We start from the raw sequence: 26,238 nt of genomic DNA, 5'->3' as shown, positions 1-26,238 counted from the left end.
CATGGAAATGCGCGCAGATCTGTTGATTGTCGGTGCCGGTATGGTCGGTAGCGCCCTGGCCCTGGCCCTGCGCCACAGTGGCCTGGAGATTCTCCTGCTCGATGGCGGCCCGCTGTCGGTCAAACCTTTCGACGGCCAGGCGCCGTTCGAGCCCCGGGTCAGTGCCCTGTCGGCGGCCAGCCAGCGCATTCTCGAACGCCTGGGTGCCTGGGAAGGCATTGCCGGGCGGCGGGTGTCGCCGTATTCGGACATGCACGTGTGGGATGGCAGCGGCACCGGTGAGATCCACTTCTCTGCTGCCAGCGTGCACGCCCAGGTGCTGGGCCACATCGTCGAGAACCGGGTGGTCCAGGACGGCCTGCTGGAGCGCCTGCACGACAGCGATATCGGCCTGCTGCCCAACGCCCGCCTGGAGCAGCTGCGCCGCTCCGGTGACGAGTGGCTGGTGACCCTGGCCGATGGCCGCACCCTGCGTGCGCCCTTGGTGATCGCCGCCGACGGCGCCAACTCCGCCGTGCGCCGCCTGGCCGGCTGCGAGACCCGCGAGTGGGATTACCAGCACCATGCCATCGTCACCAGCGTGCGCTGCAGCGAGGCGCACCGGGCCACGGCCTGGCAGCGGTTCACCGACGAAGGCCCGCTGGCGTTCCTGCCGTTGTCGCGTGATGGCCGGCAAGACTGGTGCTCGATCGTCTGGTCGACCACCCCGGAGCAGGCCGAGCAGGCCATGGCGATGGACGATGCGGCGTTCTGCAAGGTGCTGGAGCGCACCTTCGAGGGGCGTCTGGGCGAGGTGATCGAAGCCGACCCACGGGTCTGCGTGCCGTTGCGCCAACGCCATGCCAAACGATATGTGCAGGAGGGGTTGGCGCTGATCGGCGATGCCGCCCATACCATCCACCCGTTGGCGGGGCAGGGGGTCAACCTGGGTTTCCTCGACGCAGCGGTGCTGGCCGAGGAGCTGGTGCGTGCCTGCGAGCGCGGCGAGCGCCTGGCCGATGTGAAGGTACTCAGTCGCTTCGAGCGCCGACGGATGCCGCACAATCTGGCGTTGATGGCGGCGATGGAAGGCTTCGAGCGGTTGTTCCAGGCCAATCCGCTGCCGCTGCGCTGGTTGCGCAACAGTGGGTTGAAGCTGGTGGAGCAGATGCCCGAGGCCAAGGCGATGTTCGTGCGCCAGGCGCTGGGGTTGTCCGGGGACCTGCCGGAGCTGGCCAGGGTTTGAGATTGCCGGGGCCGCTTTGCGGCCCTTTTCGCGACACAAGGCCGCTCCTACAGAGGAATGCGCTTCCCCCTGTAGGAGCGGCCTTGTGCCGCGAAAGGACTGCGCAGCAGTCCCCTGCAACATCTGGTAACTGCTCCGCAGGTGAGTCAGCAAATGGGATTCACTACCATTTGCGCCTCTCAATCCAGCGAGGAGTACCCCCGATGTTGCCCCGCAAACCCCTACTGGTCGCCCTGGCCCTTACCTTGTTCGGCGGCACCGCCCAGGCGGCGGACGAAGTGGTGGTGTACTCCTCGCGCATCGACGAGCTGATCAAGCCGGTGTTCGACGCCTACACCGCCAAGACCGGCGTCAAGATCAAGTTCATCACCGACAAGGAAGCGCCGCTGATGCAGCGCATCAAGGCCGAGGGCCAGAACGGCGTGGCCGACCTGTTGCTCACCGTCGATGCCGGCAACCTGTGGCAGGCCGAGCAGATGGGCATCCTGCAGCCGATCAAGTCGGACATCATCGACAACAACATCCCAGCGCAATACCGCGCCTCGTCCCACGACTGGACCGGCCTGAGCCTGCGTGCGCGGACCATCGTCTACTCCACCGAGCGCGTCAAGCCGAGCGAGCTGAGCACCTACGAAGCCCTGGCCGACAAGCAGTGGGAAGGGCGCCTGTGCCTGCGCACGGCGAAGAAGGTCTACAACCAGTCGCTGACCGCCACCCTGATCCAGAACCACGGCGAGGCCGAAACCGAGAAGCTGGTCAAGGGCTGGGTCAACAACCTGTCCACCGACGTGTTCTCCGACGACACCGCGCTGCTCCAGGCCATCGCCGCCGGCCAGTGCGATGTGGGCATCGTCAACACCTACTACTACGGCCGCCTGCACAAAGAGAAGCCCGACCTGCCGGTGAAGCTGTTCTGGCCCAACCAGGGTGACCGTGGCGTGCACGTCAACCTGTCGGGCATCGGCCTGACCAAGCACGCGCCGCACCCGGAAGCGGCGAAGAAGCTGGTGGAGTGGATGACCGGCGAGGAGGCGCAAAAGCTGTTCGCCGACATCAACCAGGAATTCCCGGCCAACCCGAAGGTGAAACCATCGGCGGAAGTGGCGGCGTGGGGCAGCTTCAAGGCTGACAGCATCCCGGTGGAAGTGGCCGGCAAGCGCCAGGCCGAAGCCATCCGCTTGATGGATCGGGCTGGCTGGAACTGAGTCCAGCACCTTATTCTTGAGCATTCATCGCGGGGCAAGCCCGCTCCCACGAACCACGTGGGAGCGGGCTTGCCCCGCGATGCTATCTCACTGCAAAAGAGATTCCTGCCTTGCCTCACACCTCCCAACGCCGCTGGTACCTGCCAGTCTTGCTCACCGCCGGCCTGGTCCTGCTGCCGCTGAGCGTGCTGCTGCTGTCCTGGCAGTCGCTCGATACGCAAATCTGGTCGCACCTGCTCGACACCCTGATGAGCCGCTTGCTGGGCAACACCCTCACCTTGGTGCTGGGCGTGGGGGTCGGGGTGACGGTGCTGGGGGTGAGTCTGGCCTGGCTCACCAGCTTGTGCGAGTTCCCCGGCCGGCGCTGGCTGGACTGGGCGCTGATGCTGCCGTTCGCCATCCCCGCCTATGTGCTGGCGTTCGTCTTCGTCGGCCTGCTGGACTTCGCAGGCCCGGTGCAAACCGCGTTGCGCGAGGTGTTCGGGCCCATGCGCCTGCCCCGGGTGCGCTCCACCGGCGGGGTGATCACGGTGCTGGTGCTGGTGTTCTACCCCTATGTCTATCTGCTGGCGCGCACCGCCTTCCTCGCCCAGGGCAAGGGCCTGATGGAGGCAGCGCGGGTGCTTGGGCTGTCGCCTTTGCAGGCGTTCTGGCGGGTGGCGCTGCCCATGGCGCGCCCGGCCATCGGCGCGGGCATCGCCCTGGCGCTCATGGAAACGCTGGCCGATTTCGGCGCGGTGTCGGTGTTCAACTTCGATACCTTCACCACCGCCATCTACAAGACCTGGTACGGCTTCTTCAGCCTGTCCAGCGCGGCGCAGCTGGCCAGCCTGCTGCTGCTGGTGGTGATGCTGGTGCTGTATGGCGAGCGCCGCGCCCGCGGTGCCAGCCGCACTGGCAACGAGCGGCCACGGGGGCAGGCGCTGTACCACCTGCGCGGTATCAAGGCGTTTGCCGCCAGTGCCTGGTGCCTGCTGGTGTTTGCCTGTGCCTTCGCCATCCCGCTGCTGCAGCTGTTGGTGTGGTGCTGGCAGCGTGGTCGGCATGACCTCGACGAGCGTTACCTGGGGCTGGTGCTGCATACCCTCTACCTCGGCGCCATGGCGGCGCTGATTACGGTGAGCGTGGCCTTGCTGCTGGCCTTTGCCCGGCGCCAGGCACCCACCACCGTTATCCGCGCCGGGGTTGGCCTGGCCAACCTGGGCTATGCGTTGCCGGGTTCGGTGCTGGCGGTGTCGATCATGCTGGCGTTCAGCTACCTGGACAACCAGTTGGTGATTCCGCTGTCGCAGTGGCTGGGTGGCGCGGGCAAGCCGCTGCTGCTGGGCAGCCTGACGGCGTTGCTGCTGGCGTACCTGGTGCGCTTCATCGCGGTGGCCTATGGCCCGCTGGAAAGCAGCCTGGAGCGCATCCGGCCGTCGCTGCCGGAGGCGTCGCGCAGCTTGGGTGTCTCCGGCCCGGGATTGTTTTTCAAGGTGTATCTGCCGCTGCTGGTGCCCGGCGCTCTGAGCGCCGCGCTGCTGGTGTTCGTCGACGTGCTCAAGGAGATGCCGGCGACCCTGCTGATGCGCCCGTTCGGCTGGGACACCCTGGCCGTGCGCGTGTTCGAGATGACCAGCGAGGGCGAGTGGGCGCGCGCTTCGCTGCCGGCGTTGAGCCTGGTGCTGGTCGGCCTGCTGCCGGTGATCGGCCTGATCCGCCGCTCGGCCAAGCGTCCGGGGCATTCGCAATGAGGGTGCCACGTCGTCTGCTTGCGGCTACAATGCGCGGCATTCGCAGCGGCGGGTCCTACAAGAACAGGTGATGGCTAAACATTACCGACCGCCGCCGCCTCGCCACGCCCGGAAGGAGAAACCCATGGGACAGCGTACGCCTCTGTATGACCTGCACTTGGCGCTTGGTGCCAAGACGGTCGATTTCGGCGGTTGGGACATGCCCCTGCATTACGGCTCGCAAGTCGAGGAACACCATCAGGTGCGCAGCGATTGCGGGGTCTTCGATGTTTCCCACATGACCGTCATCGACATCGACGGCTGCGCCGCCACCCCCTGGTTGCAACGCCTGCTGGCCAATGACGTGACGCGCCTGGAAAGCCCCGGCAAGGCCCTCTACAGCCCGCTGCTCAACAACAATGGCGGGGTCATCGACGACCTGATCGCCTACCGCACCGAGGACGGTTACCGCCTGGTGGCCAACGCTGCCACCCGCGACAAGGTGCTGGCCTGGTTGCAGGCGCAGAGCGAAGGTTTCAAGGTCACGTTCAAGGCCCGCCCGGAGCTGGCGATCCTGGCGATCCAGGGCCCCCAGGCCCGGGAAAAGGTCGCCGCCTTGCTCAGCGCTTCGCGCGCCGCACTGATTCGTGAGCTGCGCCCCTTCGAAGGTGTCGCCGAAGGGGACTGGTTCATCGCCCGCACCGGGTACACCGGTGAGGACGGCCTGGAGATCATCCTGCCCGGTGAACAGGCCCCGGCGTTCTTCAACGACCTGGTCGGTGCCGGTATCGCCCCGAGCGGCCTGGGCGCCCGCGACACCCTGCGCCTGGAAGCCGGCATGAACCTGTACGGCCAGGACATCGATGAAACCCACACACCGCTCACCTCCAACCTGGGCTGGAGCATCGCCTGGGAGCCGCCAAGCCGTGAGTTCATCGGCCGCGCCGGGTTGCTGGCGGAAATCGAGCAGGGCGTGAAGGAAAAGCTGGTCGGCCTGGTGCTCGAGGAACGCGGCGTTTTACGCGCCCACCAGGTGGTCCGCGTATCCGGGATTGGCGAAGGGGAGATCACCAGTGGTAGTTTCTCGCCTACGCTGAGCAAGTCCATTGCCCTGGCGCGCGTGCCCATGGCCACCGGCGACCGCGCCGAAGTGGAAATACGCGGCAAGTGGTACCCGGTGCGGGTGGTCAAGCCGACCTTCGTGCGCCACGGCAAGATCCTGATCTGAACACTTTTCAATGGCGGGCCGACCGCTGACCCATCGAGGAAAACAAGACATGAGCAATATTCCCGCCGACCTGCGTTTTGCCGAAAGCCATGAGTGGGCCCGCCTGGAAGCCGACGGCACGGTGACCGTGGGCATCAGCGACCACGCCCAGCAAGCCCTGGGTGACGTGGTGTTCGTCGAGCTGGCCGAAGTCGGCAAGGTGTTCGGCGCAGGCGACGCCGCTGGCGTGGTCGAGTCGGTGAAGGCCGCCTCGGACATCTACGCCCCGGTTTCCGGCGAAGTGATCGCGGTCAACGAAGAGCTGGCCGACAGCCCGGAGCTGCTCAACGAAGAGCCCTACGAGTCGTGGATCTTCAAGCTCAAGCCAAGCGACACGTCCGAGCTGGACAAGCTGCTGGATGCCGCCGGCTACCAGGCTGCCATCGGCGAATAAGCCTCTGGGGGCGCATTGCGCCCCAATCGCCGGCAAGCCGGCTCCCACCCAGAGCCTTCCACAGCCCGTGTAGGAGCGGCCTTGTGTCGCGAAAGGGCTGCATCGCAGCCCCAGCCATTTAAGTAGCAAAATCGATCGCTGGGGCCGCTTTGCGGGCCTTTTGCGACACAAGGCCGCTCCTACATGGGTGTGCTACCAGTTGGGAGCCTGCCAGCGATGAGGCCGGACTTGCGAGCAACTTTTCCCGCAACATCCGCGATCCCTTCCTAGACTTGTAAGTCTCCATGAGAGCTGGTCCAGGAAGAGATCGTCGCCATGTCCCAGTCGCCCTCCCTGCGTCAACTGCAAGAGTCCAACCCTTTCCTGCGTCGCCACCTGGGCCCCGATGCCCTGGAGCAGCAGGCCATGCTCGACGTCCTCGGCGTCGCCAGCCGCAGCGAACTGATCGAGCAGACCGTACCGCCGGGCATCCGTTTCAACCGCCCGCTGGAGCTGCCACCCGCGCTCGATGAGCAGGCCGCCCTGGCCAAGCTGGCCGGCTACGCTGCGCAGAACCAGCTGTGGACCAGCCTGATCGGCATGGGCTATCACGCCACCCTTACCCCCACGGTGATCCTGCGCAATGTGCTGGAGAACCCGGGCTGGTACACCGCCTATACCCCCTACCAGCCGGAAATCGCCCAGGGCCGCCTGGAGGCCTTGCTGAACTTCCAGCAGATGGTCATCGACCTCAGCGGCCTGCCGCTGGCCAACGCCTCGTTGCTCGACGAAGCCACCGCCGCGGCCGAGGCCATGGCCCTGGCCAAGCGCGTGGCGCGCAGCAAGAGCAACGCCTTCTTCGCCGACGAGCACTGCCACCCGCAAACGCTATCGGTGCTCAAGACCCGCGCCGAAGGCTTCGGCTTCGAGTTGATCGTCGACTCGGTGGCCAACCTTGGCCAGCACAAGGTGTTCGGGGCCTTGCTGCAATACCCCGACACCCACGGCGAGGTGCGCGACCTGCGGCCATTGATCGATCAACTGCATGCCCAGCAGGCGCTGGCCTGTGTCGCTGCCGATATCCTCAGCCTGGTGGTGCTCACCCCGCCGGGCGAGCAGGGGGCTGACGTGGTGCTTGGCTCCACCCAGCGTTTCGGTGTACCCATGGGCTTCGGTGGCCCTCACGCGGCGTACTTCGCCTGCCGCGACGACTACAAGCGGGCCATGCCCGGGCGTATCATCGGCGTGTCCCGCGATGCCCGTGGCAACACCGCGTTGCGCATGGCCCTGCAGACCCGCGAGCAACATATCCGCCGCGAGAAGGCCAATTCCAACATCTGCACGGCGCAGGTGCTGCTGGCCAACATTGCCGGCTTCTACGCGGTCTACCATGGGCCCGAGGGCCTGCAGCGCATTGCCCAGCGCGTGCACCGGCTGACCTTCCTGCTCGCTGCCGGGCTCGAGAGCAAGGGTATCAAGCGCCTCAACCAGCACTTCTTCGACACCCTCACCCTCGATGTCGGCGGCACCCAGGCCGCGATCATCGAAAGCGCCGAGGCTGCGCGCTTCAACCTGCGTATCCTCGGGCGCGGGCACTTGGGGGTAAGCCTCGACGAAACCTGCGACGAAGCCACGGTGTTGAAACTGTTGGATATCTTCCTGGGAGTCGACCATGGCCTGGACATCGACGTCCTCGACCAGCAGGCCTTGCCTGAGGGCATTCCCGGTGCATTGGTGCGGCGCACGCCGATCCTGCAACACCCGGTGTTCAACCTGCACCACAGCGAAACCGAGATGCTGCGTTACCTCAAGCAGCTGGAGAACAAGGACCTGGCGCTCAACCAGTCGATGATCCCGCTGGGCTCGTGCACCATGAAGCTCAACGCCACCAGCGAGATGATCCCCATCACCTGGCCCGGGTTCGCCCAGCCGCATCCCTTCGCCCCGAGTACCCAGATGGCGGGCTACAAGGCGATGATCGACGAACTGGAAAGCTGGTTGTGCGCCATCACCGGCTTCGACGCCATCTGCATGCAGCCCAACTCCGGGGCCCAGGGCGAGTACGCCGGGCTGATGGCCATTACCCGTTATCACCGCAGCCGGCATCAGCCCAGGCGCACCTTGTGCCTGATCCCGTCATCGGCCCATGGCACCAACCCGGCGTCGGCGCAGATGGCCGGCATGGAAGTGGTGATCGTCGAGTGCGACGAGCAGGGCAACGTCGACCTCGACGACCTCAAGGCCAAGGCCCAGGACGCCGGCGAGCGCTTGTCGTGCCTGATGGTCACCTACCCCTCGACCCATGGGGTGTACGAAGAGGGCATTCGCGAAATCTGCGAGGTGGTCCACCAGCACGGCGGCCAGGTGTACATGGACGGCGCCAACCTCAATGCCCAGGTGGGGCTGGCGCGGCCGGCGGACATTGGCGCCGACGTCTCGCACATGAACCTGCACAAGACCTTCTGCATCCCTCACGGTGGTGGCGGCCCAGGCATGGGCCCGATTGGCATCCGCGCCCACCTCAAGCCGTTCGTCGCCAGCCACCCGGTGGTGCCGGTGCCTGGGCTGGACCCGAACAACACGGCGGTCAGTGCCGCGCCCTGGGGCAGCGCCAGCATTTTGCCAATCAGCTGGATGTACATCGCCATGATGGGGCCGCAGCTGGCCGATGCCAGTGAAGTGGCAATCCTGTCGGCCAACTACCTGGCCAGCCTGCTGCGCGATGCTTTCCCGGTGCTGTATCGCGGGCGCAACCAGCGCGTGGCCCACGAGTGCATCCTCGACCTGCGCCCACTCAAGGCGCTCACCGGCATCAGCGAGGAAGACGTGGCCAAGCGCCTGATGGACTATGGCTTCCATGCCCCGACCATGTCGTTCCCGGTGCCGGGCACGCTGATGGTCGAGCCTACCGAGAGCGAGTCGAAGGCCGAACTGGACCGTTTTGTCGAAGCGATGCTGGCGATCCGTGCGGAAATCGGCGAGGTGCAAGAGGGCAACTGGCCTGCCGAGGACAACCCGCTCAAGCACGCGCCGCACACCCTGGCCGATGTGCTGGCGCCGTGGAACCGGCCCTACAGCCTCGAGCAGGGCATCGCCCCCAGCGCTCACGCGCGCCAGCATAAATACTGGCCGGCGGTGAACCGGGTCGACAACGTGTATGGGGACAGGAACCTGTTCTGCTCGTGCGTGCCGGTGGAGGCGTATCGCTGAAATTGCCCGCATTCCTGTAGGAGCGGCCTTGCCGGGGCGCCGGACCGGCCGGAAAGGGCCGCGAAGCGGCCCCGCGAGCCATGTGGCGCCGCCAATATCGGGGGCTGCTACGCAGCCCTTTCCGGCCGGTCCGGCGCCCCGGCAAGGCCGCTCCTACAGTGGACGTGCGAGTCCGTCTGGTGAGGCGATTGGGCTGCAAAGCAGCCCCCTTGAATTACTCGGCGACGGCGTTCTTGGCCAGGATCGCGTTGGCCAGCTCCATGTCGCTGGCCTGCACACCTGGGTTGTCGGCGCGCACCTGGCGCATGGCGGCTTCCAGGAACGGCCCGCGGATCGCACCGTCGCTGGCGACGAAGCTGCCGGCGTCATCCTGGGCGGCGACGATCAGCTTGTGGTCCTTGAAGGTCAGGTAGGTCGAGGCGGTGGTCGCGCCCGAGGAGATGATGTTGCGCCAGAACGTGTCGGCCATGGCGGAGCCCAAGGGCAGCGAGCACAGGACGGTGGCTGCGATGGCTGTTTTGAAACGCATGTTGAATCACCTCGGTCGATGAGGGCTGTTGAGATGCCGCTTTGAGCCTGTTCTACCTGGCCAAGTTCCCGCCCCCACGAAGGATTTCTTACTTATCCACAGACTCGCAGCACCTCTTCCGAGGTGCTCAGGCCCTGCGCGACAAGATCCTGTCCGGCGCGCCTCAGGTTGCGCAGGCCTTCGGCCTGGGCTTGCTGGCGCAGGCTGGCAAGATCGACTGTTGGGGTGATGAGTGCGCGCAGTTCAGGGCTGACCCTGAGCAGTTCGAACAGCCCCGTGCGCCCGTGAAAGCCGCTGCCCCGACACTGCTGGCACGCTTCAGCGGCTGGCAGGCGGCCTCGGCAGACGCTGCACAGGGTGCGTACCAGCCGCTGGGCCATGACCCCGATCAGCGTGGCCTTGATCAGGTAGTCGGCCACGCCGAGTTCGTGCAGGCGAATGATCGCGGCGCAGGCGTCGTCGGTGTGCAGGGTGGATAGCACCAGGTGCCCGGTGAGCGCGGCCTGTACGGCGACTTGGGCGGTCTCCCGGTCACGGATTTCGCCGACCATGATGATGTCCGGGTCCTGGCGCAGCAGGGCACGCACGCCATTGGCGAAGTCCAGCTCCAGGCTTGGTTGCACCTGTAGCTGGTTGATCGTCGGCTCCAGGCGCTCGATAGGGTCTTCGATGCTGCACAGGTTCACTTGGGGTGTGTCCAGGTACCGGAGGCTGGCGTAGAGGGTGCTGGTCTTGCCCGAACCGGTGGGGCCGGTGACCAGCAAGATGCCTTGGCGCCGCTGCAGCAGGGCCTGCCACTGTTTGAGCGGCGAGCCGTCCAGGCCCAGGCATTGCAGGCTCTGATGCAACTGCTGTGGGTCGAACAGGCGTAGCACCAGCTTTTCACCGAAGGGTGTGGGCAGGGTAGAGAGCCGCAACTCCACCTGCGCACCATTCGGCAGGCGGCTTTTCAGGCGCCCATCCTGTGGCCGGCGCTTTTCCGCGACGTTCATCCGCCCCAGGTGTTTCAGGCGGCTGACCATGGCCAGCGCCACGCTGGCGGGGAATGCATACACCGGGTGCAGCAGGCCGTCGATGCGCAGGCGCAGGTGGCCCAGTTCAAGGCGCGGTTCCAGGTGGATATCGCTGGCGCGTTGTTCGATGGCGTACTGCAGCATCCAGTCGACGATATGCACGATGTGAGTATCGTCGGCACTGGCCTGCGCCTGGCTGGCACCGAGCTCCAGCAACTGCTCCAGCTCGCCCAGGCGTGGCGACTGCTGCTGGCCGGCGCCGTGCACCGAGCGCGCCAGGCCGAACAGGGTTGGACCAAGCTGGCGCAGTTGTCGGGGGCAGGCCAGCACCCGGTGTACCTGCTTGCCCAGGCTCAGGGCCAGTTCGGCTTCCCACTCGCGCTGATAGGGCTGGGCACTGGCCACGGTGATGCTGGTGTCGTCCACGGCGACGGCGAGGATGCCGTGGCGTTGGGCGAAGGCGGCGGACATCAGGCCAGCGAGTCGTGGCAGGTCGAGCCGCAGGGGGTCGATATGCAGGAACGGCTGGGCGACACGCAGTGCCAGCCAGCGGCCCAGGCTGTCCAGTGTCAGCGTCTGGTCTGCGTGCAACGCATCCGCAAGGTCGAGGCTGGCGATGACTTCGAGGGGGTGTTCGCCGTGTCGGTCATTGGCCCGTTCGAGGGCATGGAGGGCATCGGTGGCGGTGATGCGGTGGTCCGCCAGCAGTGCGTCGAGCAGGCGGTTGAGGTCGAGGTCGTTCGAGGCGTTGGTGAGCATGGCGGCATCCCTGGCCAGGCGAGAGTGGCCTGGAAAGGCTAGCTGCGTAGTGCTTCCTGGCGCATGGCAAGGCGTTTCGGGATCTTGCCGCCGACCCCACCGCTGGCAAGCCCACCCCCCTGCGGGAGCTGGCTTGCCAGCGATTCAGGCGGTGCCTGCTCAAGCCTTGAGCAGATGTTTCCAGGCGCGGTTCTGTTCGATGGCACGGGCCTGCTCGATTCGGGCTTCCAGCAGCTCGTCGTTCTGTTCCTCGACCAACGGTTGCTCGGCCAGCTCGTGCAGTTTGTTCACTTCACCATACAGGCGGTCCAGCTGGGGCAGCTCAAGTACCTGGCGGGCGTGGTGCAACCAGGTTTGCACCACATCGATGCGTGGCAGTTGTTCGGCCAGGTCTTCCGGGCGTTGCACGTACAGCGGCAGCTTCAGGGCGCGCGCCTCTTCGCCGAGCAGGTGTTGCAGCCAGCTGGCCAGCTGCGCCTTGCCCTGGCGTTCGCCACGGCCTTTGCGCTCGGCGGTCCAGGCGCGGGCATTCAACCAGCGCGCAGTCTCCAGGGAGAACTGGCCCCAACGCGGGTCTTGCAGCTCTTCAGTGAACTGCTCGGGCGCGGCGCGGCGGATGTCTTCGTCATCGTTGCCGGCCAGCACCAGCGGGCGCCAGTCTTCCAGCAGTGCATCGAGGCTGGCGCGCAGGGCGCGGGTGGTGGGGCGCGGCGCGGCCTGGCCGAGGCTGGCGGTGAGGGCGCGCAGTTCTGCCAGGCAGCGAACCCAGTCTTGCAACAGGCGCCAGTGGCCGTTGTGGCGATACTGTTCGGCCAGGCGCTGGCTGCTGCCGAGCAGTTGCCAGGCCAGGGCCGCGTAGGCGTCGTCCAGCGGCATCTCGGCGTGCAGTTCGGTGGTTGGCAGGCTCAGCTCGTAGCTGGCTTCGTCGAGCAGGCGATAGCCACGCTCGGCCTTGCTGATGTCGCAGGGCATCAGCGGCAGGCTGGCGGCCAGTTCGGCGGCCAGTTCCAGCAGCGCTTCCGGGGCGCCCTCGCGCAGCTCCAGCTCGAGCTCGCAGATCTCTTCCTTGCGCTTGCCGGCGATCACGAAGCCCTGGTCGATGGCAGCCTCGATCACCACCTTGGCCTTGCCGCGGCCCCAGGAAATCTCGGCGTACTCGCGGTTGAAGTCGGTGGTGAACAGCGGCTTGATGGTCTTCTTGTCGAGTTCGGCGAGTTGCTCGGGCCAGCAGCTGGCGTCGAGCTTCTTCAGGTCGAGCTTGGCCTTGTCCAGCTGCCACTCATACTCGTTGCGTTCGGACAGGCCGGCCACACTCTGGCCGCGGCACTTGAGGGTCTGAATGATGACCTCGCCGTCGCGGCGCAGGCGCAGGGCGACACGGGCGGCGGACAGGTCGCGCTCCGGGGTGTCGAAGTACTGGTTGAGCAGCTCGCGGGTCTGCCAACCGGACTTGTTGCGCTTCTTCAGCAGAGGGTGCTCGCGCAGGGCGGCAAGGGTCTCGCGGCTGGCGCGGAGTTTGAGTTCGGTTTCTTTGTGCATCGCGGGCTCGGAAGGAGGGGCATCGTGGCGAGAGAGTCTACAGCAGTTGGGGCTTTAATCCTTGCTCGTGGGAGCGGGCTTGCCCCGCGATGGCCCTGTCGCGGGGCAAGCCCGCTCCCACGAGGTGCCTGCTGCTTGCCTTGTGGGGCTTTTGCATTGCTATGATGCCGCTCAAGCTTCCGAGGAGTCCGCGCATGCCGTTGCCGTCGCTGAAAGACCAGTTCGCCGCCCTGATCGCCGCCCCGTCGGTCAGTTGCACCCAGGCGGCCCTCGACCAGTCCAACCGCGCGGTCATCGACCTGTTGGCCGGCTGGCTGGGCGACCTGGGTTTCCACTGCGATATCCAGCAGGTCAGCCCCGGCAAATTCAACCTGCTGGCCAGCCGGGGTACCGGCCCTGGTGGCCTGGTGCTGGCCGGGCACAGCGATACCGTGCCTTACGACCCACAGCTGTGGAGCAGTGACCCGCTCAAGCTGACCGAGGTCGATGGCCGCTGGGTCGGGCTGGGCAGTTGCGACATGAAGGGCTTCTTCGCCCTGGTCATCGAGGCGGTGATCCCGCTGCTGGAGCACGATTTCAAGCAACCGCTGCTGATCCTCGCCACCTGCGATGAAGAAAGCTCGATGTCCGGCGCGCGGGCCTTGGCCGAGGCCGGCCAGCCGCTCGGCCGTGCCGCAGTGATCGGCGAGCCCACCGGGCTCAAGCCGATCCGCATGCACAAGGGCATCCTCATGGACCGCATCGACATCCTGGGCCGCAGTGGCCATTCGTCGGATCCGAACCTTGGCCGAAGCGCCCTGGAGGCCATGCATGCGGTGATGGGCGAACTCATGGACTTGCGCCGTGGCTGGCAGGAGAAGTACCGCAACCCACAGTTCACGGTGCCCACCCCGACCCTGAACTTTGGCTGCATCCACGGTGGCGACAACCCCAACCGCATCTGTGGCCAATGCGCCCTGGAGTTCGATCTGCGCCCGCTGCCGGGCATGGATGTGGAGCAATTGCGCTCGGCCATTCGCGGCAAGCTCGCGCCGTTGGCCGAGCGTCATGAGGTGCGCATCGACTACGCACCGCTGTTCCCCGAGGTACCACCGTTCGAGCAGGCCGCCGACAGCGAGCTGGTGCAGGTGGCCGAGCGCCTGACCGGCCACCGCGCCGAAGCGGTGGCCTTTGGCACCGAAGCGCCTTATCTTCAGCAGCTCGGTTGTCAGACCATCGTGCTGGGGCCGGGGGACATCGCCTGCGCCCACCAGCCCGGCGAATACCTTGAAATGTCACGTATCGAGCCTACCGTGCGTCTATTGCGTGACCTGATCCGGCACTATTGCCTGGGTTAAACGTCCATTGACCTGATTCGTTCCTGCCTAGAGGAGACCGCGCGTGACCGCAAGCCTGTTCCGACGATGACTTTCGAACGTTGTGCGCCTATTCGTTCTCCGTTCACTTATCCACAGGCCTTGTCATGCCCGATTACGTCAACTGGCTGCGCCATGCTTCTCCCTACATCAACGCCCACCGCGACTGCACCTTCGTGGTCATGCTCCCTGGCGACGGTGTGGAACACCCGAATTTCGGCAACATCGTCCACGACCTGGTGCTGCTGCACAGCCTCGGCGTGCGCCTGGTGCTGGTCCACGGATCGCGGCCGCAGATCGAAAGCCGCCTGGCCACCCGTGGCCTGACCCCGCACTACCACCGCGGCATGCGCATTACCGATGCGGCGACGCTCGATTGTGTGATCGATGCCGTCGGCGCGCTGCGCCTGGCCATCGAGGCGCGCCTGTCGATGGACATGGCGGCCTCGCCGATGCAGGGCTCGCGCCTGCGCGTGGCCTCCGGCAACCTGGTCACCGCGCGGCCGATCGGCGTGTTGGAAGGGGTCGACTACCACCACACCGGCGAAGTGCGCCGGGTCGATCGCAAGGGCATCAACCGCTTGCTCGACGAGCGCTCCATCGTGTTGCTGTCGCCGCTGGGCTATTCGCCGACCGGCGAGATCTTCAACCTGGCTTGCGAGGATGTGGCCACCCGCGCCGCCATCGAGCTGGGCGCCGACAAGCTGCTGCTGTTCGGCGCCGAGCCGGGCTTGCTGGACGCGCACGGGCAACTGGTGCGCGAACTGCGTCCGCAGCAGATCACCCCGCACCTGCAACGCCTGGGCAGCGATTACCAGGCCGAACTGCTCGATGCTGCCGCCGAGGCCTGCAAGGGCGGCGTGGCGCGCAGCCATATCGTCAGTTACGCCGAGGACGGCGCGTTGCTGACCGAACTGTTCACCCGCGGGGGCGGCGGCACGCTGGTGTCCCAGGAACAGTTCGAAGTGGTGCGCGAGGCGACCATCGAAGACGTTGGCGGGCTATTGGACCTGATCAGCCCGCTGGAAGAGCAGGGCATCCTGGTGCGCCGCTCCCGCGAGGTGCTGGAGCGCGAGATCGAGCAGTTCAGCGTGGTCGAGCGCGAAGGCATGATCATCGCCTGCGCGGCGTTGTACCCGATTGCCGATTCCGAGGCGGGCGAGCTGGCGTGCCTGGCGGTGAACCCGGAGTACCGGCATGGCGGGCGTGGCGACGAGCTGCTCGAACGGATCGAGGCGCGGGCGCGGCAGTTGGGCTTGAAGACCCTGTTCGTGCTGACGACCCGGACCGCGCACTGGTTCCGTGAGCGTGGGTTTGCGCCATGCGGCGTGGAGCAACTGCCGGCGGCGCGGGCGTCGCTGTACAACTTCCAGCGCAATTCGAAGATTTTCGAGAAGTCGTTGTAAGCGCTGGCGCGGTCCCTTTGTAGGAGCGGCCTCGTGTCGCGAAAGGGCTGCAGAGCAGCCCCAGCAATATCAGCGTTGCCGATAAATCTGGGACCGCTCTGCGGTCCTTTCGCGACACAAGGCCGCTCCTACAGGGGAATCGTGTGCGCCTCGGCCCAATGAAAAGCGCCGCCCCTGAGGGCGGCGTTTTCGTTTACACGGTATGCAGGTACCAGTTGTACTCGAGGTCGGAGATCGAATGTTCGAACTCCTCCAGCTCGCTTTCCTTGCACGCGACGAAGATGTCGATGTACTTGGGGTCGATGTACTTGTTCAGGATTTCGCTGTCGTCCAGCTCGCGCAGGGCATCGCGCAGGTTGTTCGGCAGGCTCTGCTCCAGCTGCTCGTACGAGTTGCCTTCGATTGGCTCGCCTGGCTCGACCTTGTTGGTCAGGCCGTGGTGCACGCCGGCCAGCACGGCCGCCATCATCAGGTACGGGTTGGCATCGGCACCGGCGACGCGGTGTTCGATGCGCACCGAGTCCGGCGAGCCGGTGGGTACACGCAGGGCCACGGTGCGGTTGTCCAGGCCCCAGCTCGGTGCGTTGGGCACGTAGAACTGCGCGCCGAAGCGGCGGTACGAGTTGACGTTGGGGCAGAGGAACGCCATCGAGGCGGGCAGGGTCTCGAGCACACCGCCGACAGCGTGACGTAGCGCGGCGTTCTGCTCGGGATCCTCGCTGGTGAAGATGTTGTTGCCATCTTTGTCCAGCACGGAGATGTGTACATGCAGGCCGTTGCCTGCCTGGCCCGGGTAGGGCTTGGCCATGAACGTGGTGTCCATTTCATGGTCGTAGGCGATGTTCTTGATCAGGCGCTTGAGCAGCACTGCGTAGTCACAGGCCTTGAGCGGGTCGGCGACATGGTGCAGGTTGACTTCGAACTGCGCCGGGGCGCTTTCCTTGACGATGGCGTCGGCCGGGATACCCTGCTCTTTCGCGCCTTCGAGAATGTCCTGCAGGCAGTCGGCGTATTCGTCGAGGTCGTCGATGAGATAGACCTGGGTCGACTGCGGGCGCTTGCCCGAGATCGGCGAGCGTGGCGGCTGCGGGCGGCCGTTCACGTTCTCCTGGTCGATCAGGTAGAACTCCAGCTCGAACGCTGCGCAGATGGTCAGGCCCATGTCGGTGAACTTGCTCACCACCTGGCGCAGCACTTCACGCGGGTCGGCGAAGAACGGCTCGCCTTCGAGCTCGTGCATGGTCATCAGCAGCTGCGCGGTAGGGCGCTTCTGCCAAGGCTCGTTGCAGAGGGTGTCGGGGATGGGGTAGCAGATGCGGTCGGCATCGCCGATGTCCAGACCGAGGCCCGTGCTTTCAACGGTCGAGCCATTGATGTCGAGGGCGAAGAGGGAGGCCGGCAGGTTGATGCCTTTCTCGTAAACCTTGTGCAGGCTCGTGCGCTCGATGCGCTTGCCACGAACCACACCATTCATATCTGCAATCAGAAGGTCAACGTAGAGAACCTCAGGATGTTCCTTAAGGAACGCGTTCGCTTCGTTAAGCTGAACGGCACGCGGGGGTACCGACATGATGCAACACCTTTGTTGTTAAAAATATCAATCAAGGGGGGCTTGCAACCCCAGTCAATCGGAAAGACCGGGTTAAGTCAAGCCAGCCCCATGATGCCCTGAAATGGCACGTCTACGGCAGATTTGCTGCATATCGGGGCGTGCCATTATCCGCTATTTTCGTGGCGAAGGGTTATCCAGAGCGGGCCGTGTTTTATTTTTTACGGAGGAGTTGTGTAAAAAAATGAACAAGGCTAAGCTCGGTCACAACCCAGAACACAATAATACGAGGGTCACATGGTCCGCCTGTCGAGACCTGCCAGCACCGCATGCACGGTGCGTTCAGGTATATCTCCCGGTTACCGTCCGGTCATTGCACGCCTGCAACAGTGGGTCGCTGCGCTGGCCGCAATAATTGACGGTTTGCACAAAAAGGCCATGCCTCGTAACGCTTTACCGCTCGTATTCCTTTCTCTCTGCCCTTCGCATTCATCGCGGGTCCGCTCTTGTGGAGTGTATCCACTGTCGTCCTGCGCGGGGGCTTTTGCTTTAGCCATGCACAGCATCCAGAATCAAGGCGCGGGCCTGTCCAGGCCCCTCGGCGCCGTATGCGCCGACTTTGTCCGACGCCCGGCGTCAGTGGCTGCCGGTTCCCCACAACCGGGCCACATTACCTCCTGAGGTATTTATGAGTAACAACCTCGACCAGCTCACCGATTGGTTGAAAGAGCACAAGATCACCGAAGTGGAATGCCTGATCAGCGACCTGACCGGCATCACCCGCGGCAAGATCTCGCCCACCAACAAGTTCATCGCCGAGAAAGGCATGCGCCTGCCCGAGAGCGTGCTGCTGCAGACCGTGACCGGCGATTACGTCGACGATGACATCTATTACGACCTGCTCGACCCGGCCGACATCGACATGATCTGCCGCCCCGACGAGAACGCGGTGTTTCTCGTGCCATGGGCCATCGAACCGACCGCCCAGGTGATCCACGACACCTACGACAAGAAGGGCAACCCGGTCGAACTGTCGCCGCGCAACGTGTTGAAGAAAGTCCTCAAGCTCTACGCCGACAAAGGCTGGCAGCCGATCGTCGCGCCCGAGATGGAGTTCTACCTGACCAAGCGCAGCGAAGACCCGGACTTCCCACTGCAGCCGCCGGTGGGCCGCTCCGGCCGCCCGGAAACCGGCCGCCAGTCGTTTTCCATCGAGGCCGCCAACGAATTCGACCCGCTGTTCGAGGACGTCTACGACTGGTGCGAACTGCAGCAGCTGGACCTCGACACGCTGATCCACGAGGACGGCACGGCGCAGATGGAGATCAACTTCCGTCATGGCGACGCCCTGCACCTGGCCGACCAGATCCTGGTGTTCAAGCGCACCATGCGCGAGGCCGCGCTCAAGCACAACGTGGCCGCCACCTTCATGGCCAAGCCCATGACCGGCGAGCCGGGCAGCGCCATGCACCTGCACCAGAGCGTGATCGACGCGGCCACCGGCAAGAACATCTTCTCCAACGCCGACGGCAGCATGAGCGAGCTGTTCCTCAACCACATCGGTGGCCTGCAGAAGTTCATCCCCGAGGCGCTGCCGCTGTTCGCCCCCAACGTCAACTCGTTCCGCCGCTTCCTGCCCGACACCTCGGCGCCGGTGAACGTCGAGTGGGGTGAAGAGAACCGCACCGTTGGTTTGCGCGTACCGGATGCCGGCCCGCAGAACCGCCGGGTCGAGAACCGCCTGCCGGGCGCCGACGCCAACCCCTACCTGGCCATTGCCGCGAGCCTCTTGTGCGGCTACATCGGCATGGTCGAGGGCATCGAGGCCAGCGCCCCGGTACAGGGCCGTGGCTACGAACGCCGCAACCTGCGCCTGCCGCTGACCATCGAGGACGCCCTCGAACGCATGGAAATCAGCCGGGCACTGGAGCAGTACCTGGGCAAGAAATTCATCACCGGCTATGTCGCCACCAAGCGCGCCGAGCATGAAAACTTCAAGCGCGTCATCAGCTCCTGGGAGCGAGAGTTCCTGCTGTTTGCTGTGTGATCAACCCTGAGGCCGCCCAAGGCGCGGCCACCGGACCATGGAGAAGCACATGAGCGTCAACAACCCGCAAACCCGTGAATGGCAAACCCTGAGCGGCGAGCACCACCTTGCACCTTTCAGCGACTACAAACAGCTGAAGGAGAAGGGGCCGCGCATCATCACCAAGGCGCAGGGTGTGCATTTGTGGGACAGCGAGGGGCACAAGATCCTCGACGGCATGGCCGGCCTGTGGTGCGTGGCGGTCGGCTATGGCCGTGAAGAACTGGTGCAGGCGGCAGAAAAGCAGATGCGCGAGCTGCCTTACTACAACCTGTTCTTCCAGACCGCTCACCCGCCGGCGCTGGAACTGGCCAAGGCGATCACCGACGTGGCCCCGGCAGGCATGACCCATGTGTTCTTCACCGGCTCCGGCTCCGAAGGCAACGACACCGTGCTGCGCATGGTTCGCCACTATTGGGCCCTCAAGGGCAAGCCGCACAAGCAGACGATCATCGGCCGCATCAACGGCTACCACGGCTCCACCGTTGCCGGCGCCAGCCTGGGCGGCATGAGCGGCATGCATGAGCAGGGCGGCCTGCCGATCCCGGGCATCGTGCACATCCCGCAGCCGTACTGGTTCGGCGAGGGTGGCGACATGACCCCGGACGAGTTCGGGGTATGGGCCGCCGAGCAGCTGGAGAAGAAGATCCTCGAAGTCGGCGAAGACAACGTCGCCGCCTTCATCGCCGAGCCGATCCAGGGCGCGGGCGGTGTGATCATCCCGCCGGACACCTACTGGCCGAAGGTCAAGGAGATCCTCGCCAAGTACGACATCCTGTTCGTCGCCGACGAAGTGATCTGCGGTTTCGGCCGTACCGGCGAGTGGTTCGGTTCCGACTACTACGACCTTGCGCCAGACCTGATGACCATCGCCAAGGGCCTCACCTCCGGTTACATCCCCATGGGCGGTGTGATCGTGCGTGACAAGGTGGCCCAGGTGATCAGCGAAGGCGGCGACTTCAACCACGGCTTCACTTATTCCGGTCACCCGGTGGCTGCAGCGGTGGGCCTGGAAAACCTGCGCATCCTGCGTGACGAGAAGATCATCGAGCAAGCCCGCACGGAAGTGGCACCCTACTTGCAAAAACGACTGCGTGAGCTGCAGGACCACCCACTGGTGGGCGAAGTGCGCGGCCTGGGCCTGCTCGGCGCGATCGAGCTGGTCAAGGACAAGGCCACCCGCAGCCGTTACGAGGGCAAGGGCGTTGGCATGGTCTGCCGCAACTTCTGCTTCGACAACGGCCTGATCATGCGCGCCGTGGGCGACACCATGATCATCGCGCCACCGCTGGTGATTACCCATGCCGAGGTGGACGAACTGGTGGAGAAGGCGCGCAAGTGCCTGGATTTGACGTACGAAGCGATTAAATAACGGTCTGCTAGGCTGGCGAGATGACATTAAGTCATTACAAGGCGCTCGGCGTGTTGAAACAGCGCCTTGTAACTTGCCAGACTAACGGCTGTTTCAGTCGCCCAACGCGTGACCCGTGGGACCTGGCTGCTGAACAGATGGCTTGATAATAAATTCTGGAGCATTACGCATGAAGAAATTGGGCAAGACGCTGCTGGCCGCCGCCCTGATGGGTGCCGTGGCGACCGCTGTTCAGGCTGATGACAAAGTGCTGCACGTCTACAACTGGTCGGACTACATCGCCCCGGACACCGTGGCCAACTTCGAGAAAGAGACCGGCATCAAGGTCGTCTACGACGTCTTCGACAGCAACGAAACCCTCGAAGCCAAGCTGTTGGCCGGCAAGTCGGGCTACGACATCGTCGTGCCGTCCAACAACTTCCTGGCCAAGCAGATCAAGGCCGGCGTCTACCAGGAGCTCGACCGCTCCAAGCTGCCAAGCTGGAAGAACCTCGACCCAGCCCTGCTCAAGGCCGTCGGTGATGCCAGCGACCCGGGCAACAAGTTCGCCTTCCCCTACATGTGGGGCTCCATTGGTATCGGCTACAACCCAGAGAAGGTCAAGGCCGCGCTGGGCGTGGACAAGATCGACTCGTGGGACGCCGTGTTCAAGCCTGAGAACATCGCCAAGCTCAAGAGCTGCGGCGTGAGCTTCCTCGACGCGCCGACCGAGATGATCCCGGCCGCGCTGCACTACCTGGGCAAGCCCAGCGACAGCACCAAGAAAGAAGACCTGAAGGCCGCCGAAGAGCTGTTCCTGAAGATTCGCCCTTCGATCACCTATTTCCACTCCTCCAAGTACATCTCGGACCTGGCCAACGGCAACATCTGCGTGGCCGTGGGTTACTCGGGTGACCTGGAGCAGTCCAAGGCCCGTGCCCACGAGGCCGGTGACAAGGTCAAGCTGAACTATGTCATTCCGAAGGAAGGTGCCGGCACCTTCTACGACATGGTCGCCATTCCGAAAGACGCCGAGAACGTCGACGCCGCCTACAAGTTCATGGAATACCTGCTGCAGCCGAAAGTGATGGCCGGCATCACCAACGCCGTGCGCTTCCCGAACGGTAACAAGGCGGCCACCGAGTTCGTCGACAAAGACATCACCAGCGACCCGGCCATCTACCCGTCCGAGGAAGTGAAAGCGCAACTGTACGCGATCAAGGCGCCAGAAAAAGCCGCCCAGCGTGACATCACCCGTAGCTGGACCAAGATCAAGTCGGGCAAGTAAGCCCGATGCGGGACCCTCTGGGCCGCACCTTTGCGGCCCGGAGGCAGGTACAGGCAAATAAGTTTGCGGCATCGATGCCGTGAAGGTAAGTTGCGCGCCGGTTTTGCGTGAGCGGCCAGGTTTTCCGCCCGCAAAGGCACTGATTGTAAGGAGCCCCCACTTGTCTATTTCTGTATTGCGCAAGGCCTTGATGGCTGGAGCGGGCCTGACGCTGGCTTGCAGCGTCCAAGCGGCGCCCACGGTGCATTTCTACAACTGGTCCGACTACATCGGGCCGACCACCCTCGCGGATTTCGAGAAAGAAACCGGTATCAAGCCGGTGCAGGATGTGTTCGATTCCAACGAAACCCTGGAAGGCAAGCTGCTGGCCGGCAAGACCGGCTATGACGTAGTCGTGCCGTCCAACCATTTCCTGGGCAAGCAGATCAAGGCGGGCGCGTTCCAGAAGCTCGACAAGAGCCTGCTGCCCAACTATTCGAATCTCGACCCGGCGCTGATGAAGCGCCTCGAGAAGAACGACCCGGGCAACCAGTACGCCGTCCCCTACCTGTGGGGCACCAACGGCATCGGCTACAACGTCGAGAAGGTCAAGGCCGTGCTGGGTACCGACAAGATCGACTCCTGGGCCGTGCTGTTCGAGCCCGAGAACATGAAAAAACTCAGCAAGTGCGGGGTGGCGTTCCTCGACTCGGCTGACGAGATGCTCCCGGCGGTGCTCAACTACATGGGCCTGAGCCCCAACAGCACCGACCCCGAGGATTACAAGAAGGCCGAGGCCAAACTGCTGGCTGTGCGCCCCTACGTGACCTACTTCCACTCTTCCAAATACATCACCGACCTGGCCAACGGCGACATCTGCGTCGCGGCAGGCTTCTCCGGTGACGTGTTCCAGGCCAAGGCTCGCGCTGCTGAAGCGAAGAAGGGCGTGAACCTGGCCTACGCAATCCCGAAAGAGGGCGGCAACCTCTGGTTCGATGTGCTGGCGATCCCCAAGGACGCCAAGAACATCAAAGAGGCGCATGCCTTCATCAACTATTTGCTGAAGCCTGAGGTTATCGCCCAGGTCAGTGATTACGTCGGTTACGCCAACCCGAACCCTAAGGCTGGCGACCTGATGGACCAGGCCGTGAGGACTGACGCCGCGGTTTACCCACCGCAGGAAGTGCTGGACAAGATGTTCGTCAACGCAGAGTTGCCACCCAAGGTGCAACGGCTGATGACCCGCAGCTGGACCAAGGTCAAGTCGGGCAAGTAAAAAAATCCAGGCCCGCCACGGCAGCGGCGGGCACATAAATCTTGTTGGGAGTTTCACTCATGGCAGTTGCCTCCGGTGCCTATAAGAAAGCCCTCGAGGGTGGCCAGCAACCCAAGCAGGTGCTGGTCAAGATCGACCGAGTCACGAAGAAGTTCGACGAAACCATAGCCGTGGACGATGTGTCCCTGGAAATCCGCAAGGGCGAGATCTTCGCCCTGCTGGGTGGCTCCGGTTCCGGTAAATCCACACTTCTGCGTATGCTCGCCGGCTTCGAGCGCCCGACCGAGGGGCGGATATTCCTCGACGGTGTCGACATTACCGACATGCCGCCCTACGAGCGGCCGATCAACATGATGTTCCAGTCCTACGCGCTGTTCCCGCACATGACCGTGGCGCAGAACATCGCCTTCGGCCTGCAGCAGGACAAGATGCCCAAGGCCGAGATCGACGCCCGCGTGGCCGAGATGCTCAAGCTGGTGCACATGACCCAGTACGCCAAGCGCAAGCCGCACCAGCTGTCCGGTGGCCAGCGCCAGCGCGTGGCCTTGGCCCGTTCGCTGGCCAAGCGCCCCAAGCTGCTGCTGCTCGACGAACCGATGGGCGCGCTGGACAAGAAACTGCGCTCGCAGATGCAGCTTGAACTGGTTGAGATCATCGAGCGCGTGGGCGTGACCTGCGTGATGGTGACCCATGACCAGGAAGAGGCCATGACCATGGCCCAGCGCATCGCCATCATGCACCTGGGCTGGATCGCCCAGATCGGCAGCCCGATCGACATCTACGAAACCCCGACCAGCCGCCTGGTCTGCGAGTTCATCGGTAACGTCAACCTGTTCGAAGGTGACGTGGTCGACGACGCCGAAGGCCACGCGGTCATTGCCAGCCCGGAGCTGGAGCGCAAGATCTACGTCGGCCACGGCATCACCACCTCGGTCGAAGACAAGCACATCACCTACGCCCTGCGCCCGGAAAAGCTGCTGGTCACCACCACGCAGCCAACCTGCGAGCACAACTGGTCGCGCGGCAAGGTCCACGACATCGCCTACCTCGGTGGCCACTCGGTGTTCTACGTCGAGCTGCCCAGCGGCAAAGTGGTGCAGTCGTTCGTCGCCAACGCCGAGCGCCAGGGCACCCGCCCGACCTGGGGCGATGAAGTGTACGTGTGGTGGGAAGACGACAGCGGCGTGGTACTGCGGTCATGAAACTTCGCAAGCTCAAGCGAGCCTTCCAGCGCATCACCCCGGAGGGGCGGCACCTGGTGATCGGCGTGCCGTTCATCTGGCTGTTCCTGTTCTTCATGCTGCCGTTCTTCATCGTGTTGAAGATCAGTTTCGCCGAAGCCGACGTGGCGATCCCGCCGTACACCGAGATCTACACCTACCTCGAAGGCAAGGTGCAGTTGGTGCTGAACCTGGCCAACTACGGCCTGCTCACTGAAGACGAGCTGTACATCTCGGCCTACCTCGGTTCGTTGAAGGTCGCCCTGTTCAGCACCCTGCTGTGCCTGCTGATCGGCTACCCGATGGCCTATGCCATCTCCAAGGCCAAGAAGGAGTCGCAGACGGTCCTGCTGCTGCTGATCATGATGCCGACCTGGACCGCGATCCTGATCCGCGTCTACGCCTGGATGGGCATCCTCAGCAACAACGGGCTGCTCAACAGCTTCCTGATGTGGCTGGGGCTGATCGACCAGCCGCTGCAGATCCTCAACACCAACCTGGCGGTGTACATCGGCGTGGTCTATTCGTACCTGCCGTTCATGATCCTGCCGCTGTACGCGAACCTGGTGAAACACGACGAAAGCCTGCTGGAAGCCGCATCGGACCTGGGTTCGAGTACCTTCAACAGCTTCTGGAAGATCACCGTGCCGCTGTCGAAGAACGGCATCATCGCCGGCTGCATGCTGGTGTTCATCCCGGTGGTGGGCGAGTTCGTCATCCCCGAACTGCTCGGCGGCCCGGAAACCCTGATGATCGGCAAGGTGCTGTGGCAGGAATTCTTCAACAACCGTGACTGGCCGGTGGCATCCGCGCTGGCAGTGGTGATGCTGGCGATCCTGATCGTGCCCATCCTGCTGTTCAACCGCAGCCAGGCCAAAGAGATGGAGGGTCGGGCATGAAGCGCTTCAGTTTCTCCAAGCTGATGCTGGTGCTCGGCTTGCTGTTCATCTACCTGCCGATGCTGATCCTGGTGATCTACTCGTTCAACGCCTCCAAGCTGGTGACGGTGTGGGGTGGCTGGTCGGTGAAGTGGTACGTCGGCCTGCTCGACAACAGCCAGCTGATGGGCTCGGTGATGCGCTCGCTGGAGATCGCCTGCTACACGGCGGTCGCCGCGGTGGCGCTGGGCACCCTGGCGGCCTTCGTGCTGACCCGGGTCACCCGCTTCAAGGGCCGCACCTTGTTCGGTGGCCTGGTCACCGCACCGCTGGTAATGCCCGAGGTGATCACCGGTCTGTCGCTGTTGCTGCTGTTCGTGGCCATGGCGCAGATGATCGGCTGGCCGCAGGAGCGTGGCATCGTCACCATCTGGATCGCCCACACCACGTTCTGCGCGGCTTATGTAGCGGTGGTGGTGTCGGCGCGCCTGCGTGAGCTGGACCTGTCCATCGAAGAAGCGGCCATGGACCTGGGTGCCAAACCCTGGAAAGTGTTCTTCCTGATCACCATCCCGATGATCGCGCCATCGCTGGCGGCGGGCGGCATGATGTCGTTCGCCCTGTCGCTGGACGACCTGGTGCTGGCCAGCTTCGTCTCCGGCCCCGGCTCGACCACGCTGCCGATGGAAGTGTTCTCGGCCGTGCGCCTGGGGGTCAAGCCCGAGATCAACGCCGTGGCCAGCCTGATCCTGCTGTCGGTGTCGCTGGTGACCTTCCTGGTCTGGTACTTCAGCCGCCAGGCCGAAGAACGTCGCCGTCGCGCGATCCAGCTGGCCATCGAGGAAGGTGCAGCAGCGAACGTCTCGCAGCCGCAGGTGCGCCGCCCAAGCCAGGCCACCGCACAGGCCTGACCTGGCCTCTTCGCGGGCAAGCCCGCTCCCACAGGGTCATTTGCTGCCTTCGAGGCATGCGTAGTACCTGTGGGAGCGGGCTTGCCCGCGAACACCGGCATAGCCGG

The 26,238-nt window shown here is 64.4% G+C and carries 19 protein-coding genes; 15 read left to right on the top strand and 4 right to left on the bottom strand.

The annotated features are described in order from the left end of the window. The first annotated feature begins 7 nt into the window (after positions 1-7). The 6 genes from IX761_RS11480 to gcvP all read left to right on the top strand — a co-directional run bounded on the left by IX761_RS11480 (position 8) and on the right by gcvP (position 8,992). The gene (locus IX761_RS11480) at positions 8-1,225 is read left to right on the top strand and encodes a 2-octaprenyl-3-methyl-6-methoxy-1,4-benzoquinol hydroxylase (protein WP_194789747.1); all 1,218 of its coding nucleotides are present in this window, start codon (positions 8-10) and stop codon (positions 1,223-1,225) included. A gap of 203 nt (positions 1,226-1,428) precedes the next feature. Continuing rightward, a complete protein-coding gene (locus IX761_RS11475) occupies positions 1,429-2,430 on the top strand; it encodes an extracellular solute-binding protein (RefSeq protein ID WP_194789700.1) in 1,002 nt (333 codons plus the stop codon). 110 nt (positions 2,431-2,540) lie between these two features. After that, on the top strand, positions 2,541-4,163 hold the full coding sequence (locus tag IX761_RS11470) for an ABC transporter permease (RefSeq protein ID WP_194789699.1): 1,623 nt from the start codon (positions 2,541-2,543) through the stop codon (positions 4,161-4,163). A gap of 124 nt (positions 4,164-4,287) precedes the next feature. Then, positions 4,288-5,370: a glycine cleavage system aminomethyltransferase GcvT gene (gene gcvT, locus IX761_RS11465; RefSeq protein ID WP_194789698.1), complete on the top strand. Its 1,083-nt coding sequence runs from the start codon at positions 4,288-4,290 to the stop codon at positions 5,368-5,370. A gap of 49 nt (positions 5,371-5,419) precedes the next feature. Continuing rightward, a complete protein-coding gene (gcvH, locus tag IX761_RS11460; protein WP_194789697.1) occupies positions 5,420-5,803 on the top strand; it encodes a glycine cleavage system protein GcvH in 384 nt (127 codons plus the stop codon). Positions 5,804-6,118: 315 nt separating this feature from the next. Then, positions 6,119-8,992, top strand: coding sequence for an aminomethyl-transferring glycine dehydrogenase (gene gcvP / locus IX761_RS11455; protein WP_194789696.1), 2,874 nt, complete (start codon positions 6,119-6,121; stop codon positions 8,990-8,992). Positions 8,993-9,206: 214 nt separating this feature from the next. Here the strand turns inward: gcvP and IX761_RS11450 are convergent, their stop codons facing one another. From IX761_RS11450 to IX761_RS11440, 3 genes are all read right to left on the bottom strand, one after another. Beyond that, positions 9,207-9,521, bottom strand: a complete 315-nt coding sequence (locus IX761_RS11450) for a DUF2388 domain-containing protein (RefSeq protein WP_194789695.1) — start codon at positions 9,519-9,521, stop codon at positions 9,207-9,209. Between the two features lie 92 nt (positions 9,522-9,613). After that, positions 9,614-11,293 carry a GspE/PulE family protein gene (locus IX761_RS11445; protein WP_194789694.1) on the bottom strand — a complete coding sequence of 560 codons (1,680 nt, stop codon included), beginning with the start codon at positions 11,291-11,293 and terminating at the stop codon, positions 9,614-9,616. 159 nt (positions 11,294-11,452) lie between these two features. Beyond that, positions 11,453-12,832 (bottom strand): inorganic triphosphatase, encoded by a 1,380-nt coding sequence (locus IX761_RS11440; protein ID WP_194789693.1) that lies wholly within the window; start codon positions 12,830-12,832, stop codon positions 11,453-11,455. Positions 12,833-13,026: 194 nt separating this feature from the next. Between IX761_RS11440 and argE the strand changes: the two genes are divergently transcribed. Continuing rightward, positions 13,027-14,169, top strand: coding sequence for an acetylornithine deacetylase (gene argE / locus IX761_RS11435; RefSeq protein WP_194789692.1), 1,143 nt, complete (start codon positions 13,027-13,029; stop codon positions 14,167-14,169). A 125-nt stretch (positions 14,170-14,294) separates the two neighbouring features. Then, the gene (gene argA / locus IX761_RS11430) at positions 14,295-15,593 is read left to right on the top strand and encodes an amino-acid N-acetyltransferase (RefSeq protein ID WP_194789691.1); all 1,299 of its coding nucleotides are present in this window, start codon (positions 14,295-14,297) and stop codon (positions 15,591-15,593) included. A 193-nt stretch (positions 15,594-15,786) separates the two neighbouring features. Here the strand turns inward: argA and IX761_RS11425 are convergent, their stop codons facing one another. Further along, positions 15,787-17,163: a glutamine synthetase family protein gene (locus IX761_RS11425; RefSeq protein WP_110992163.1), complete on the bottom strand. Its 1,377-nt coding sequence runs from the start codon at positions 17,161-17,163 to the stop codon at positions 15,787-15,789. A 667-nt stretch (positions 17,164-17,830) separates the two neighbouring features. Here IX761_RS11425 and IX761_RS11420 point away from each other — a divergent pair. From IX761_RS11420 to IX761_RS11390, 7 genes are all read left to right on the top strand, one after another. Next, positions 17,831-19,189: a glutamine synthetase family protein gene (locus IX761_RS11420; protein ID WP_194789690.1), complete on the top strand. Its 1,359-nt coding sequence runs from the start codon at positions 17,831-17,833 to the stop codon at positions 19,187-19,189. Positions 19,190-19,238: 49 nt separating this feature from the next. After that, positions 19,239-20,600 carry an aspartate aminotransferase family protein gene (locus IX761_RS11415; RefSeq protein ID WP_194789689.1) on the top strand — a complete coding sequence of 454 codons (1,362 nt, stop codon included), beginning with the start codon at positions 19,239-19,241 and terminating at the stop codon, positions 20,598-20,600. Between the two features lie 169 nt (positions 20,601-20,769). Further along, entirely contained in the window at positions 20,770-21,867 is a 1,098-nt protein-coding gene (locus IX761_RS11410; protein ID WP_194789688.1) for a polyamine ABC transporter substrate-binding protein, read from the top strand. 160 nt (positions 21,868-22,027) lie between these two features. After that, complete coding sequence (locus IX761_RS11405) at positions 22,028-23,122, top strand: polyamine ABC transporter substrate-binding protein (RefSeq protein WP_194789687.1); 1,095 nt, start codon at positions 22,028-22,030, stop codon at positions 23,120-23,122. A 59-nt stretch (positions 23,123-23,181) separates the two neighbouring features. Further along, positions 23,182-24,324 (top strand): polyamine ABC transporter ATP-binding protein, encoded by a 1,143-nt coding sequence (gene potA / locus IX761_RS11400; RefSeq protein ID WP_194789686.1) that lies wholly within the window; start codon positions 23,182-23,184, stop codon positions 24,322-24,324. Continuing rightward, positions 24,321-25,241 (top strand): ABC transporter permease subunit, encoded by a 921-nt coding sequence (locus IX761_RS11395; RefSeq protein WP_194789685.1) that lies wholly within the window; start codon positions 24,321-24,323, stop codon positions 25,239-25,241. The genes potA and IX761_RS11395 overlap by 4 nt, the downstream gene beginning before the upstream one ends. Next, entirely contained in the window at positions 25,238-26,131 is an 894-nt protein-coding gene (locus tag IX761_RS11390) for an ABC transporter permease subunit (protein WP_194789684.1), read from the top strand. Before IX761_RS11395 ends, IX761_RS11390 begins: the two co-directional genes overlap by 4 nt. The last annotated feature ends 107 nt before the right edge of the window (positions 26,132-26,238 follow it).

It is taken from the genome of Pseudomonas sp. UFMG81 (assembly GCF_015354575.1).
Taxonomy (GTDB): Bacteria; Pseudomonadota; Gammaproteobacteria; order Pseudomonadales; family Pseudomonadaceae; genus Aquipseudomonas.
The sequence above is the reverse complement of the archived record's forward strand: the minus strand, read 5'-3'. Positions and strand labels throughout refer to the sequence as shown.

What these genes read in the sequence shown, in the direction of transcription:
- IX761_RS11480 (WP_194789747.1), top strand. Translation starts at nt 8, where the DNA reads ATGCGCGCAGATCTGTTGATTGTCGGTGCCGGTATGGTCGGTAGCGCC.
- IX761_RS11475 (WP_194789700.1), top strand. Translation starts at nt 1,429, where the DNA reads ATGTTGCCCCGCAAACCCCTACTGGTCGCCCTGGCCCTTACCTTGTTC.
- gcvT (WP_194789698.1), top strand. Translation starts at nt 4,288, where the DNA reads ATGGGACAGCGTACGCCTCTGTATGACCTGCACTTGGCGCTTGGTGCC.
- gcvH (WP_194789697.1), top strand. Translation starts at nt 5,420, where the DNA reads ATGAGCAATATTCCCGCCGACCTGCGTTTTGCCGAAAGCCATGAGTGG.
- gcvP (WP_194789696.1), top strand. Translation starts at nt 6,119, where the DNA reads ATGTCCCAGTCGCCCTCCCTGCGTCAACTGCAAGAGTCCAACCCTTTC.
- IX761_RS11450 (WP_194789695.1), bottom strand. Translation starts at nt 9,521, where the DNA reads ATGCGTTTCAAAACAGCCATCGCAGCCACCGTCCTGTGCTCGCTGCCC.
- IX761_RS11445 (WP_194789694.1), bottom strand. Translation starts at nt 11,293, where the DNA reads ATGCTCACCAACGCCTCGAACGACCTCGACCTCAACCGCCTGCTCGAC.
- IX761_RS11440 (WP_194789693.1), bottom strand. Translation starts at nt 12,832, where the DNA reads ATGCACAAAGAAACCGAACTCAAACTCCGCGCCAGCCGCGAGACCCTT.
- argE (WP_194789692.1), top strand. Translation starts at nt 13,027, where the DNA reads ATGCCGTTGCCGTCGCTGAAAGACCAGTTCGCCGCCCTGATCGCCGCC.
- argA (WP_194789691.1), top strand. Translation starts at nt 14,295, where the DNA reads ATGCCCGATTACGTCAACTGGCTGCGCCATGCTTCTCCCTACATCAAC.
- IX761_RS11425 (WP_110992163.1), bottom strand. Translation starts at nt 17,163, where the DNA reads ATGTCGGTACCCCCGCGTGCCGTTCAGCTTAACGAAGCGAACGCGTTC.
- IX761_RS11420 (WP_194789690.1), top strand. Translation starts at nt 17,831, where the DNA reads ATGAGTAACAACCTCGACCAGCTCACCGATTGGTTGAAAGAGCACAAG.
- IX761_RS11415 (WP_194789689.1), top strand. Translation starts at nt 19,239, where the DNA reads ATGAGCGTCAACAACCCGCAAACCCGTGAATGGCAAACCCTGAGCGGC.
- IX761_RS11410 (WP_194789688.1), top strand. Translation starts at nt 20,770, where the DNA reads ATGAAGAAATTGGGCAAGACGCTGCTGGCCGCCGCCCTGATGGGTGCC.
- potA (WP_194789686.1), top strand. Translation starts at nt 23,182, where the DNA reads ATGGCAGTTGCCTCCGGTGCCTATAAGAAAGCCCTCGAGGGTGGCCAG.
- IX761_RS11395 (WP_194789685.1), top strand. Translation starts at nt 24,321, where the DNA reads ATGAAACTTCGCAAGCTCAAGCGAGCCTTCCAGCGCATCACCCCGGAG.
- IX761_RS11390 (WP_194789684.1), top strand. Translation starts at nt 25,238, where the DNA reads ATGAAGCGCTTCAGTTTCTCCAAGCTGATGCTGGTGCTCGGCTTGCTG.